We start from the raw sequence: 13,607 nt of genomic DNA, 5'->3' as shown, positions 1-13,607 counted from the left end.
TTTGCCTGCGCGTGAGTTCATGATTTTGTATTTTTTCAGTCTTCGCTTTGCCAATTTCCAAAGCGTACGCACGCCGTTTTTTTCGCTCACTAGGTATCTGCGCATGAGCCGCCAAGTCAATGAGCTGATATTGGGCGGCCAAAAAAGTGGCAAATCGCGCCGCGCTGAAATGCTAGCCAGCGCTTGGCTAGCCCACTCAACAGATCACAAAGCCATGCTGATTGCCACGGCCCAGCCTTGGGACGATGAAATGCAGACCCGTATCGAGCGTCACCAACAAGACCGCGCTAGTCGGGTGCCCGAGATGACGACCTTAGAAGAGCCGCTAAGATTAGTCCAAGCTATTGAGCAACTCAGCCATGCCAACAACTTAATAGTCATAGACTGCCTGACCTTATGGCTAGGCAATCTCTTAATGCCGGCGCTTGCCAACACGGATGATGAAAAAACCCGACATGACAAAGCCCAAGTGCAGATCTCTAGACTGATCACCGGGATTCAAAACTCTGCCGGCCCTTTGGTATTTGTCGGCAATGAAATCGGTCTTGGCGTAATCCCCATGGGGCGCGAGACGCGCGCTTTTGTCGATGCGCTAGGCCTGCTCAATCAAGGCGTCGCCAGTGCTTGCGAGCGGGTTACTTTTATGGCCGCAGGTCTGCCGCTAACCCTCAAGCCCGCCGCATGAAAGCGCTGCTCGCAACCCTTTTAGGTCTGCTCTGCTTAGCCCCAGCACTGGCTTTTCAAGTCACTGATGACCGCGGCGTCACCAGCGTTTTTGAGACAACGCCGCAGCGCATTGTGAGTCTGCTGCCATCGCTGACCGAAACGGTCTGTGCCCTAGGCCAGTGCCAACGTTTAGTCGGTGTGGATCGCTATTCCAACTACCCAGACAGCGTCAATCGCTTGCCGCAATTAGGCGGTGGAATAGACCCAAATTTAGAAGCGATTGTGCGGCTAAAGCCAGACTTGGTACTGCTTTCACGCGCTACCCGTGTGAGCACAAGACTGGAAGCATTAGGCATTAAAGTCGTTGCGCTAGAGACCAAGAATCATGCCGACGTCAAACGCATTTTGCACACTGTGGGCGTGATTTTGGCGGTACCAGAAGAAATCGGCGCCGCTAAAATCTGGCGCGAGATTCAGACCGGTCTTGCCGCGGCCACACAGTCAATCCCACCCAAGGCTAGAAACGCCAAGGTTTACTTTGAGGTCAACCGCGGCCCGTATGCAGCCGGTGAGTCATCCTTTATCGGCGAGACGTTGCAATCCCTTGGCGTGCGCAACATAGTCCCCGCAGCGCTAGGCCCGTTCCCAAAACTCAACCCCGAGTTCGTGCTGCGCGCCAACCCTGACCTCATCATGCTGGGCAGCCGCAGCATGCAAGGCCGGGTTGATTACCCCGGCTGGTCTGGCATCAAGGCAATCGCCGAGCATCGCATTTGTGTGTTTAACCTACGCGACTCCGACACCGTGGTGCGGCCCGGCCCGCGCTTGGCAGAAGCGGCCCGCATCATGGCCAAATGTTTGCAAGACCAATACCCGTGAGAGACACGCACCTACGCCATCAACGTATAGCCTTGCTGTTGACGCTGGGCTTATTGCTGCTGTGCGTACTGCTGCTTTTGCTGGGGGTGAGCGTAGGCAGCAGTGGTTTTGAAAGTTTGATCAACATGCAAAGCGACCCGCAAGCACTGCAAATCGTGCAGCAAATACGGCTGCCCAGAACCCTAGGCGCGCTGCTGGCCGGTGCCTTGCTGGGCTTGGCCGGTGCCGTCGCTCAAGGCCTGTTTCGCAACCCTTTAGCCGATCCTTATTTGCTTGGCAGTGCCTCTGGCGCTTCACTGGGTGTGGTTTGCGCGATGGCGCTTTTTGGGGTCTCGCCCATGGCCAATGTTTGGCTGGCGCGCATCGGTTTAACCGGTGCGGCTTTTCTCGGCGCGATTGCTGCCGTGTTGCTCACATTGCTGCTGGCCAAGGGCGTGCAGCACACGCTGCGCTTGCTGCTCGCTGGAGTCGTGGTCGGCGTGGTGTTGGGCGCAGTCACGGCTTTGATACTGCTGTTAAACCCCGACTTAATGCAGGCCATGCAGTCTTTTATGCTCGGCAGTACTGCTTTTGTTGGCTGGAGCGCTTGTGCCGTGATGGCTGCTCTGCTTGCACTGTGTTTGGCTGCGACAGGCTTGATGAGCCATGTGCTGGACGGTTTGTCGCTAGGCGAAGCGACCGCCCATAGCCTAGGTCTGCGGCTACCGCAAATGCGCTTTGCACTGGTCGCTGTTCTAGCACTTAGCACCGGCACAGCCGTGGCGCAAACCGGTTTAATCGCCTTTGTCGGACTGGCTGCGCCGCACTTGGTGCGCTCCATCGTGAAGACCACTTATGGTCGGCTAAGCCTGCTGTCTAGTTTGATGGGCGCGGCCTTGCTCACCGGTGCCGACATACTCGCACGCTGGTTGATCGCGCCGCAAGAGTTGCCCGTGGGCGTGCTCACCGCAGTACTGGGCGGCGGTTATTTGCTGTGGTTGATGCATAGGCAAAACAACCCGCGTAGCAGCGCTGACAACAGGAGTGCGGCGTGACCTCTTTACAGCTTGAAAGTCTAGCTTTAGAAGCACGCAATATCAGCGCCAGCTTAGGTGGTGCTCAGGTGTTGCATGGCTTATCGGCAAAATTAACGAGTGGTCGTTGGACCAGCATAGTTGGCCCCAACGGCGCGGGTAAATCGACTTTTCTTAAAGTGCTGGCCGGCTTGTTGGCGCACAGCGGCGAGATTTATTTACTCGGCCAAGCGATGGCCGGCCTGCGTGCCAAGGACAAGGCTAGACAGCTGTCTTGGTTAGGCCAGAACGAAGCCTCAGCCGATGACCTCAACGCCTATGACGTGGTGATGTTGGGGCGACTGCCGCACCAGTCTTGGCTGGCCGCACCGTCAGCCCAAGACCATGAACAAGTCGAAAAATCTTTGCGCGCTACTCAGGCTTGGGATTGGCGTGGCCGAGCCTTGAGCCAGCTCTCAGGCGGCGAGCGCCAGCGCGTGCTGCTAGCGCGTGCCCTGGCCGTTGATGCTCAGGTGTTACTGATGGATGAGCCGCTGGCCAATCTCGACCCGCCGCATCAAACCGACTGGCTGCTATTGGTGCGCGAGCTTGTCGCCAGCGGTAAAACCGTGGTCAGCGTGCTGCATGAAATCTCTATGGCCTTGCATGCCGATGATTTACTCATCATGGCCGGCGGAAAAATCGTACACCAAGGCAAATGCGCAGAGGCTAAAACCCACGCAGCCCTTGAACAGGTGTTTGACCACCGCATTGCAGTCCACCAACTCGCTGGTCAGTGGCTGGCGCTACCGAATTTGCCTAAGTTAGCAAAATCACCGACTTTTTGATAGCCCTTAATCTTTCTTATCAAGCGCATGAAAACTAGCATTCCAAAACTCTTAGACATCAACAATCAAGACTTAAACCGCACACTGCAAAAGGTGCTGGATAGCAAGACCAAGCCGCACGGCTCGCTCGGTCAGCTGGAAGACTTGGCGCTCAAAATTGGGCAAATTCTGGGCACGCAATATCCGGTTTTGCTGGCACCACAAATGGTTGTTTTTGCGGCAGACCACGGACTTTGCGCGCGCGGCATTTCAGCCTTTCCCAGTGATGTCACTTGGCAAATGGTGGAGAACTTTCTTGCCGGTGGCGCAGCCGTCAGTGTCTTGGCACGCCAGCATGGATTGGCGCTGACGGTGGTCGACTGCGGTGTTAAACACGACTTTCTCGCTGGCCGGCCAGCCGGCTCAGTACGCCTAGGCTTGCAGGTCAGAAAAGCCGATGGTGCAGAACACGGCACGCACAACTCCTCAAGCCAAGCTGCCATGAGCATGGCGCAGTGCGAGCAGGCGCTGATCCACGGCCGCGAGCTGGTTAAATCACTGCCCGGTAATGCCTTGCTACTGGGCGAAATGGGGATTGGCAATAGCTCGGCGGCGTCACTGCTATTGGCTCGCATCGCCAAGCTAGACATCGCCCAGTGCACCGGTGCGGGCACGGGTTTGGATGCAGCGGCGGTTCAGCGCAAAACGGCTGTACTGCGTGAAGTGCTGCATCGCCACGCGGACTTAAATCAGCCGCTGGAAATACTCGCCGCTATGGGCGGCTTTGAGATCGCCACCATGACAGGCGCAGTGCTACAAGCGGCCCACGAGCGACGCGTGATTTTGGTGGACGGCTTTATTGCCAGCAGCGCCGTCATGCTCGCCCATGCGTTAGAGCCACTGGTTTTGCAGCGCTGCATCTTTGCGCATCGCTCGGGTGAACGTGGCCATGAATTTATGCTCCAACATTTGGGCGTAGAAGCGTTGCTCGATTTAGGCCTTAGGTTGGGTGAAGGTTCCGGCGCTGCACTGGCTTGGCCATTGCTGAAATCAGCGTGTTTAATACTCCATGAAATGGCTAGTTTTGAAGCGGCAGGTGTGTCAGAAAAAACCTCTGCTGCGCCTGAACTTGGGTAAAGCCAACGCTCAAAGTTAGGCTAATTTTTATGTCCAATGTCATGTCTAAAGTCATGATTGCTGTACGTCACTATTTATTGGCGCTGCAATTTTTCACCCGTATACCGGTGACTGGCCGTCTGGCCGCGTGGGTCGGTTTTAGCCCAGCCATGTTGCGCGCCAGCGCTGGGCATTTCCCCGGCATAGGCATTTTGGTGGGCGCAATAGTGGCGGGTTTTAGCGCTTTGTTACTCTCCGCCTTACCGGCCAGCACGATGCTGCCGCTGGTGGTGGCGGTGTTGGGCACGCTGCTCAGCGTGATGTTGACGGGAGCTTTTCACGAAGACGGCTTAGCCGATATAGCCGATGGTTTGGGCGGCAGCTACGAGCGTGAGCGCGCCCTCATCATCATGAAAGATTCGCGGGTAGGCGCATTTGGTGCGCTGGCGCTGGTGTTGGCAATACTCAGCAAAGTCGCTTTGCTCGCGCTAATAGGCAGCATCAGTTCAAGTGCAATGTTGCTGGCCCTATTTACCGCCCATGTGGTGTCCCGCGGCTGGCCTTTGCTACTGGTTCGCTTGATGGCGCATGTGGGTGACGCGGCAGGCTCAAAATCAAAACCCTTGGCAGACAAAATAACTGGCCTAAGTTTACTCACGGCTTTGCTTTGGGTGCTAGTAGGTCTGGGCTTGGCGTTTGTGCAGCAGTCATTCACAGCAGGCTTTTATCTCTGGAATTTTCTGCTGACCATGGCCGCCGCTTTGCTTGCATCTGGCCTAGGATTTTTATATATGTGGCGCTTGCTCTGGCGGCGTCTGCAAGGCTTTACTGGCGACGGCTTGGGCGCAACTCAGCAGGTTTGCGAAATCGCCTTTTACTTTGGTCTAGCGCTGGCGCTATGACAGGCCGGCGATGAAACTTTATTTAATTCGCCACGCCTTGCCGCTGATTAAAAGCGGAGTCTGCTATGGCGCTACCGACATGGCGGCGGATGCAGAGTCAACACAGCAATCGGCGAACACTTTAGCCAAAGAGTTACCGCCAGGCATCAAACTGGTTTGCTCACCCATGCAAAGATGTCGGCAACTAGCGCAAAGCTTAATCAAACAAAGACCAGAGCTAAAGTTGTGCATAGACGAGAGGCTGGTGGAGATGAATTTTGGTGTTTGGGAAGGCCAGCGCTGGGACAAGATTGCGCGTACTGATCTTGACGCGTGGACTGCTAACTTTCGCTACTGGCGCTGCGGTGGTGCAGAAAGCGTTGACGACATTTTGCGCCGTGTTGGCGCAGCTGTTAACGAGACGCGCACAAATAACCAGACGACAGCGTGGATCACGCATGCGGGTGTGATACGCGCAACCAATCTAATTCTCAGCGGTCAAGCAGATATTAAAAGTGCTAGCGAATGGCCGACTCAAGCGCCAAGCTGGGGTGGGTGGTGTGAGACAGAAGTCTTATCTAATCTAGCGTAAAAATTAAAATCTACAACACCTAAAATGATGTTTAGATTAAAAAAATTAGTGCTCAAAATTAAGATTGAAAAAATTAAAAACTAATGCGGAGAAGCACTGATTGGCAGCGGAATACATCATACAGCTAGCCATTGAATGTAATATTTACTCCGCTGTTAGGTCGAAAAGAATAAGTATCACTTGCACCTAAGTTAACAACTATGTATCGGTCTTCCAGCAAAGGACTTCTCGATGCGTTAGCTTTCAACTCCTGACTTCTCTGGTTGTAACTAACAAAGGTAGCAGCCACATTTTGAATCTGGAAAATTGCACCAGGTTGCAGAGCAGAAAGGCGTTCATGCAAGTTGGTTTCCCATCCATTAACAATGTCGATAGCGACTGAAATACTTGGTGAATCAGAACCCGAACTTACTAAATCGTATTTATTATCGATAGATGAATCTAAACTTCTATCAACTTTGAATTTCCAACGTAGCCCCTCTTCCTGCAAACTTAAGGCTCTCGTAGTATTGGTCAAAAAATCAATATTTTTAATCTCATCAGTATCAGGAGTTCCCTCGCGATTTTCTCCGTCACCAGCAAACACCACTCTATTGCCTAAGCCGTGCTTGTCATCTTGAGGTAATGATGATTCTAAAACTTGAAGCGAACTTTCCGAACTTGTTGAAGCTGGAAGACTGTTTGGAACCAAAAATAAATTAGCCCCTCCCCCCGCCGCATCAAGTGGATCTGCCATAATTTTTCTTTCCCCTGACTGCCGAAGTCGATTAGCAGCATTAAGAATCTTGGGGGAAAGTAGTGTTAAAAACTCGCGATCAACGCCACCGCTAATACTTGCAGCTACCCATTTACTATCCAACGGATTATTTAAAATTTCTTCCAAACGGCCTCGCTGGGCTTTTTCTACCGCGGATTCAAGTCTGAAGTGCAACTTTGAAATTAACCGTACGGGTGGGTGAGATGTGAGAGCATCCAAGCTTCCCGACTACCAAGTCAAAGTTGCCCAGAATGATTTACACACACCTCACCCGTGACGAACGTTACCAGATTGCAATCCTCGTCAAAGCAAACTTCAATCAAAGTGAAATTGCAAAAATGATGGACCGTGATAAATCGAGCATCAGCCGTGAGTTGCGTCGTAACCGCGGTCTACGAGGCTATCGCCCTAAGCAGGCAAATGACAAAGCCCAAGAACGTAGACTTGCCTGCGCCAATAGTCCTAGAGTTGCTGACTCGACATGGGCTGTAGTGGAGGAAAAGTTGGCTGAGGCTTGGAGCCCCGAGCAAATCAGCGGCCACCTCGAAGCTAGCCACCAACCCGGTGTTAGCTATGAGAGCATTTACCAGTACATCTACGCTGACAAACGCGCGGGCGGCACCTTGCATAAAACACTGCGTTGCCAGAAGACGCGAAAAAAACGCAGCAGTGGCCGTGAACGGCGCGGCACCATCTCTCGCCAGGTCTCAATAGAACTGCGACCCGACATCGTGCTTGAGCGTGCGCGCTTTGGCGACTGGGAGGCTGATCTGGTGATTGGTGCCGGGCAGAAGCAAGCACTAGTGACGATTAATGAGCGTGTCTCTCGCTATTCAATAATTTTCCACGTGCCATTCAAAACAGCGCAAGCCGTAGGGGACGCGTTAATCACTTTACTCAAACCGTTCGCTCATTGCGTGCACACTCTCACGACTGATAACGGCAAGGAATTTGCCCAGCATGAACGAATAGCTTCTGCGCTGAGTGCAGATTTCTTTTTCGCCCATCCATACGCCTCGTGGGAGCGTGGGGCGAACGAGAATATGAACGGTTTGATTCGCCAGTTTTTCCCAAAGGGGATGCGCTTTAATTGCATCACCGACGATGACATTGCTTTAGCGATGCACAGGCTCAATCATCGTCCTAGAAAATGTTTAGGGTATCGAACGCCGCATCAGGTTTTTATGGAACAGTTAGAGTCCTATCAGCATACGGTTGCACTTCAAGCTTGAATCCGCCTACAAAAAATCCCCTTAGCTCTGTGAATCCACCCCAAATAGTTCTTAGAAATGTATTGAGCAATTCGACATTCAAGTGTTTTGCAGATTCGATCGGGAACCATTTCAGAGAATTCTCTAGCGCCAACGATACCGAACTCATAAGGACGCGCATGGATGACGCGTCTAAAGCGTTGTCCATGGCTTGACTGTTTGGCGCAAAATTACTGCGCAATACTTCGCCGCTGGTAGGACTCAAGCTTAGAGTCGCGTCATTAAAGTGAGTGGCGATCGCCATGGCGATCGCGATGCCAAAGTCATCGACGGCTTCAGCCAATGTGCGCCGCAAAACATCTGGCATACCAGCAAGAAACATGGCATTAAAATTTTCAAATGAACCTTTTTGATGATTTTCATCATCAACACCTATCCACGATTTAACAGTGGAATTGTCTTCATAGTGAAAATAAACGAATGAAATAGCCAAATAAAAAAGTGTAGCGATGGCCGTGCGATGTCGATTGATCGCTAAACGTATTTCGCTGTCACCAAGCAAGGCTCTACCCGTTTTTGTATCTAAGGCGTCAAGCCTAGGCACAAAGCCTTTGGAAAACTGAGTTCCCATATCGCGAAGGACAGCGCTAACCACTCGTCCCAAACTAGCCGCAACCACGGTTATTGCGGAGGCTTGGAGACGCGGTATTTGAGTACAAGCAAAGAGCTGACTGCCAAATATCATCAAGGGTGCTGCGCCAAAGGCAAAGCGCACAGCGGTCGCACAGCGTGAACTGCCTCTTACGCCAGACAATTGAGCCAGACGCGGGCCAATAACAAAAGTTGCACCAGCACCAACCACCACCGCAACAGTGCCAGCGATGGCGTGATTACCTGTGCTTTTGTTGCCATCCCACGAAGTTACAAGACCTGTTTTAATGGCTAAACCAACAGAGCCTGTGGTGCCGACTATAAAGATAGTTCTGATGAGGGTCATAAACCCGGACCAGCCAGCTGAACCAAAGCTTGCACAACACGAACGTCGCCTAGGTATTTCGATTAAAGCTTCTGGCTCACGAACGTTAATATATTCATTGGACTGCAAATGACTGCTCAAAGAACTTGATCTATGCATCCCTGCAGGCGCGGCGGGATTAAGAGACAGGCCGGTAACCTCAGGTTGGGGGTGCTTGCTCTCAACCGTTATTGTGTGCCTAGGTGATGATGGCGATAAAGAACTGGGAATGGAATTGGCACTAGATCTAGGACTTGGAGTGGGACTTTGAATGGGACTAGGACTAGGACTAGGACTAGGACTAGGACTAGGACTAGGACTTGAAATGTAATTAGGATTGGTCGGATTCATAAATAGATTCCAAGTTAAAGATTCGTCAATTCAGCTCTTTCAACCATGTTGTTAAATATTGTATTTTTTTGTAAAAAAACGTCAATAACCTAAAATGATTCTTTTTGAAACACAACTGCAAATATTTAATGCAAGTAAAAGTTTTAACTTACGTTGGTCAAAAAATAAGCAGCTATCGTCAGCGGACGAATCTGTACAGCTGCACACGCATGCAGCTACAGATGTGAGCAATAGTGGTTATGGATGAACCCGAGCGTGACAGCCAAAAATATCGGCGTAGCTCTGGCAAAAAAAAGAAAGCATTTAACCAACGCTCAAAAGGTATGCGCTGAATGCGTCAGTGCGTCAGTGCGTGCACTGAAGGGCCTCACGCACGATCACATGTAATCGAATTCAATCACACGCAATAAAGCGCTTTAAGTCACATCACACTGGATTACGCACCAAAAAAAAGTGACACGTTGTGCTTGTCACGGGAAAGCGTCACTCGCTCGGCGATAGCGAGTGCTTGAACATCGTCCCAGTCAATATTTCTGTAGTTTGGCTCTAACGCCGGCGGCGCTGCACCGGCTGTCGCCAAAATCGTCAATGTCAGCGTCATACCCGACTCCGCTGTCTGCACCACACCGAGACTTATCAGCGCTGGTGCTTGAGCTTCATCGCTCAAGGCTAGCAGCGCAGCGACAAACACACTGCGCAGAGCGCTACTCAGAACATGTCCTTGCGCTTGGCCGGTATCGTTTTGCAGGGTGAAGCCGCGAATAGAAAAATCCGTCCCGAGTAGCTTGACTACTTCGTCCACACCGGCGTTGATCGCCTGTATCGGCTGGCCTTGTGGCGCCAGCCAAGTCATAAGACTCATGCAAGCGTTGACTGCCTCGCGCGATAAGTTGCCAATCACGTTAGCATTTTTTGCCAACAACATTAGGTCTGGCTGAGGCATTTGCAGGCGCCGTTCAAGTATGGCGGCGATCATGCTGATGGGCTGCAAACTGCCGGCAAGGTCGTGGCGCAAAGCCGGCGATAAACGCCTTAGCAGCGCATACCTTGCGGCCTCGACCAAGCGCGCTTGAAGGCGCTCATCAAGGCGTTGTTGAGGCTCAACACTAAACTCAGATAAGTTGGACTGGGACATTCGAGTCTTAGATAGCTGGGATTAGCAGCAAGGTGTAGGTGTAGTTGCAGCAAAAAACTAGCCACAATCAATACCTCATATTAATACTTTTTAAAGTTGGAAATTGCGCCGACACACGAGCCGCAATATAAGTTGCCATCAAAAATAAGTTTTTATTTTATTAGCCGCTTCACAAAGCCCAGATTTGAACCAAATTTTAGGACTCATAGCTTTGACTCCAGCGCATGATAATGCGGTGAATTTGCTCGACGCCATCGATCAAAGCAGCCGGTCCAGGCTGCAAAATTTCGGCTGATTTAATTTCAAAAACATGCGCGCTTTTAAGCGCTGCAACGTCTTGCCAACCGGCTCTGGCAAGTACTTGATCAGGCCGAAATTTTTTACCACACCATGAGCCAAAAATGATTTCTGGGTTGCGTCTGACTATCTCATCGCCGTCGGCAATAATGCGGCCTTTGCCCATGGCTTGACAGGCGAGTTCTGGGAAGCAGTCATCACCGCCAGCAATTCCTATAAGTTCAGAAACCCAAGCAATCGCGCTGATATGCGGCTCATACCATTCCTCAAAAAAAACGCGTGGTCGGCGTTTGAGGCTTTTGGCAGCGCATTCAATTTCTAGCAACCGAGACTGCATTTGCGTGATTAATTCAAGCCCTCGCTGAACCTTACCAACCATGGCGGCGAGCTGGTAAAGCATTGAGAAAATCTCAGCCACACTGCGTTGGTTAAAAATACAGACTTGTATACCGTGCTTGATTAACTGTGCGGCGATATCGGCCTGCAGATCGGAAAATCCAATCACACAGTCCGGCTTAAGTGCCACTATTTTGTCTATTTTGGCGCTGAGAAAAGCACTGACCTTGGGCTTTTCTGCACGTGCTCTAGGTGGACGCACGGTGTAGCCAGAAATGCCCACGATGCGGTGTTCTTCGCCCAACATATAAAGCCACTCAGTGGGCTCTTCGGTCAGGCAGACTATGCGCTGTGGGCCCAAAACTTGGCCATCAATTCTCGGGTTGCGCCAATCAATAGATGCAAGATTTTCAATTGTTGAAATTGTCGAGTCAAGCACTGGAGCAGTCATGATCAGATCCGGTTTGTATGGTCAAGGTAGTGGAGCGTCAGGCTTATAAATTCGCACTTAAAACTTAATCCGAAGGGCAACCGTTGCAGCACGGCCTGACTCCGGATAGACGCTGTTAGTCACACCATCCGTGCAAGCAAAAGCTTGCGTGTAGTATTTGCGGTCAAACACATTACGCAGACCGACTGAGACTTCCATGTTTGACCAAGAGTAGGCGTAGCGTGCGTCAGCCGTGGTGTAGGCGGGCATGGAACACTGATTAGCAAAGTCTGGATGCTGAGTTGAAACCCAGTTAACACCGCCGCTGAGCAAATGGTTTGTCGTTGGAATCCAATCTGCATGAATCGCCAGACTTTTGCGCGGTGCAAGCGCCACATCTTTGCCGGCATATTGACCCGCAGTAAACGTAGACTTGCGCAGCGCTGCATTACCGCGAAAGCTCAAAACTTTGCTCAGTGCGTAACTACCGTCTAGCTCAATACCGCTGCGGCGTGTGGGATCAAAATTAACGTTGGCGCCAGAACCGGGACCAAAAGGTCCGTTCGCATTTTGGTCAAAGCCAATCTCATTGGTTAGCGCACTGCGGTAAAGGCGGGCCTCAAACTTCAGCGGACCAGCGGCATAGCGACTTCCTAATTCGATGTCTTTGGAGCGCTGCGGCAGCAAATTTTTATCGGGCGTAGCGAAACTATATTCATCCGCGTTTGCTAAGCGAAAACTCTCACCAATACGAGCATAAACCGAGACCTGCGTATTAATGGGCTGACTCAAGCCCAGCTCCCATGCGTTTTGACGATTCGCCAAACCCGATTGCGACGCGGCAGGCAAGCTCACACGCGTATCTTTTTTAATATTTTCGGTTCGCGCGCCTACTGAAAACACGCTGCCGGTCGAGGTCAGCGTGAATTCTTCACGAAAATAAAATGCATGTGAAGTTTGCGCTGCGTTGTTAGCGGAGAAAAAATTAAACGCAGGAAATGAATTGGCCACATCACGCGTCCAACGCGAGTAGTCAGACCCCAGCACCAGTTTGCTGCTGTATAGCGCTTGAGTCGATGTGTTGATCGCCCGCAAACCGTAATTGTTGGACTTAATATCAGCGCTATAAATTGACGCATTATTGACACTTTGGCTGCGTAGTTTTTTTGTGCGTTGACCGGCTTCAAACGCTAGCAGCCAGTTGCCAGAGGTGGCTTCGGCAAATACGCTGTTGCGGATATTTTCGATACGCGCTTGATCGTCAGTGCTGGTGAACTGTGCTTGATGCGGATTGTTGGCAAACTGCTCGGCGCTCAAAGCGCCCGGCAAACCAGTACTCAGATTGTCCTCAGAGCGGCTAGCGCCGAATCTCAGCCAGTCATTACTCCATTGACCAGAAACTGACAGCGCATCGCTTTCGGACTTAAAGTTGTCCCTGAAGTTATCGCTTTTGCGATTCATCGCGCCTATGTCTAGAGAAAAACCACCGCTAGCGATGGTGGCGTTAGCACGACCTTCGCGCAAGCCAAAACTGCCTGCGCCGGCGTACAGCGAAGCACTGTTTTTACGCGCTAAGCCAGCACCGGCTTTGGTAGTGATGATGATCACACCGCCGGTTGCACCCTCGCCATAAAGCACCGCACCGCTGCCGCGAATCACTTCAATTTGCGCCACTGAGTCAATTGCAATACCGGCTAGGCGTGTGCCACCTGTGTCGGCTTCACTCAAACGGATGCCATCAACTATCACCACTTGGTTATTGTCTGAAGTCGTGCCAAAGCCGCGTAAGTCTAGCGAGTAGTCACCGCCACCATAAAAATCTTGACGTCCTACTACACCGAGCAGCCGCATGATGGCATCGTTAACAGTAACTGCACCAATCCGCGCAATGTCTTCAGAGCTGATCACACTGCTGCCATAAGGTTGCGATTCACGTGCGCCAGCAATACGGTCACCAGTCACAATAATTGGTTTGAGCGCAGCTTGGGACTGCGCTAGTGCGACTGAGGCAACGGGCAAAAAAACAGCAAGCACGGCAAGGCGTGAGCCAGTTAAGCGAAACTTATTAGCAAACATGGATAAACAATCAGCAAATTACTTTCACCGGCTTCCCCGCCAGTGC

General features: G+C 51.6%; 13 protein-coding genes. 8 read left to right on the top strand and 5 right to left on the bottom strand.

The features are described from left to right. Positions 1-103 precede the first annotated feature (103 nt). From HC248_RS06520 to HC248_RS06490, 7 genes are read left to right on the top strand one after another with little or no spacing between them, the layout of a single operon-like run. The gene (locus tag HC248_RS06520) at positions 104-685 is read left to right on the top strand and encodes a bifunctional adenosylcobinamide kinase/adenosylcobinamide-phosphate guanylyltransferase (RefSeq protein ID WP_168923710.1); all 582 of its coding nucleotides are present in this window, start codon (positions 104-106) and stop codon (positions 683-685) included. Continuing rightward, positions 682-1,545 (top strand): ABC transporter substrate-binding protein, encoded by an 864-nt coding sequence (locus HC248_RS06515; RefSeq protein ID WP_168921800.1) that lies wholly within the window; start codon positions 682-684, stop codon positions 1,543-1,545. The genes HC248_RS06520 and HC248_RS06515 overlap by 4 nt, the downstream gene beginning before the upstream one ends. Next, entirely contained in the window at positions 1,521-2,579 is a 1,059-nt protein-coding gene (locus HC248_RS06510; RefSeq protein ID WP_168921799.1) for a FecCD family ABC transporter permease, read from the top strand. Before HC248_RS06515 ends, HC248_RS06510 begins: the two co-directional genes overlap by 25 nt. Then, complete coding sequence (locus tag HC248_RS06505) at positions 2,576-3,385, top strand: ABC transporter ATP-binding protein (RefSeq protein ID WP_168921798.1); 810 nt, start codon at positions 2,576-2,578, stop codon at positions 3,383-3,385. Before HC248_RS06510 ends, HC248_RS06505 begins: the two co-directional genes overlap by 4 nt. 27 nt (positions 3,386-3,412) lie before the next feature. Continuing rightward, positions 3,413-4,501 carry a nicotinate-nucleotide--dimethylbenzimidazole phosphoribosyltransferase gene (gene cobT, locus HC248_RS06500; RefSeq protein WP_168921797.1) on the top strand — a complete coding sequence of 363 codons (1,089 nt, stop codon included), beginning with the start codon at positions 3,413-3,415 and terminating at the stop codon, positions 4,499-4,501. Between the two features lie 53 nt (positions 4,502-4,554). After that, complete coding sequence (locus tag HC248_RS06495; RefSeq protein ID WP_168923709.1) at positions 4,555-5,382, top strand: adenosylcobinamide-GDP ribazoletransferase; 828 nt, start codon at positions 4,555-4,557, stop codon at positions 5,380-5,382. A 10-nt stretch (positions 5,383-5,392) separates the two neighbouring features. Beyond that, positions 5,393-5,953 carry a histidine phosphatase family protein gene (locus tag HC248_RS06490; RefSeq protein WP_168921796.1) on the top strand — a complete coding sequence of 187 codons (561 nt, stop codon included), beginning with the start codon at positions 5,393-5,395 and terminating at the stop codon, positions 5,951-5,953. Between the two features lie 124 nt (positions 5,954-6,077). Here the strand turns inward: HC248_RS06490 and HC248_RS06485 are convergent, their stop codons facing one another. Continuing rightward, on the bottom strand, positions 6,078-6,836 hold the full coding sequence (locus HC248_RS06485) for a hypothetical protein (protein ID WP_168921795.1): 759 nt from the start codon (positions 6,834-6,836) through the stop codon (positions 6,078-6,080). A gap of 125 nt (positions 6,837-6,961) precedes the next feature. Here HC248_RS06485 and HC248_RS06480 point away from each other — a divergent pair, with 125 nt between their 5' ends. Continuing rightward, the gene (locus HC248_RS06480) at positions 6,962-7,942 is read left to right on the top strand and encodes an IS30 family transposase (RefSeq protein WP_168921224.1); all 981 of its coding nucleotides are present in this window, start codon (positions 6,962-6,964) and stop codon (positions 7,940-7,942) included. Here the strand turns inward: HC248_RS06480 and HC248_RS06475 are convergent. From HC248_RS06475 to HC248_RS06460, 4 genes are all read right to left on the bottom strand, one after another. Further along, positions 7,893-9,038, bottom strand: coding sequence for a hypothetical protein (locus tag HC248_RS06475; RefSeq protein WP_168921794.1), 1,146 nt, complete (start codon positions 9,036-9,038; stop codon positions 7,893-7,895). The genes HC248_RS06480 and HC248_RS06475 overlap by 50 nt on opposite strands. A gap of 685 nt (positions 9,039-9,723) precedes the next feature. Then, entirely contained in the window at positions 9,724-10,422 is a 699-nt protein-coding gene (locus HC248_RS06470) for a hypothetical protein (RefSeq protein WP_168921793.1), read from the bottom strand. A 196-nt stretch (positions 10,423-10,618) separates the two neighbouring features. Further along, entirely contained in the window at positions 10,619-11,362 is a 744-nt protein-coding gene (locus HC248_RS06465; protein ID WP_238342787.1) for an ABC transporter substrate-binding protein, read from the bottom strand. Between the two features lie 201 nt (positions 11,363-11,563). After that, on the bottom strand, positions 11,564-13,561 hold the full coding sequence (locus HC248_RS06460) for a TonB-dependent receptor (protein ID WP_168921791.1): 1,998 nt from the start codon (positions 13,559-13,561) through the stop codon (positions 11,564-11,566). Positions 13,562-13,607 lie beyond the last annotated feature (46 nt).

Source organism: Polaromonas vacuolata (assembly GCF_012584515.1).
In the GTDB taxonomy this organism is placed as follows: domain Bacteria; phylum Pseudomonadota; class Gammaproteobacteria; order Burkholderiales; family Burkholderiaceae_C; genus Polaromonas; species Polaromonas vacuolata.
Note: the sequence above shows the minus strand (reverse complement) of the source record. Positions and strands in the feature narration are given on the sequence as shown.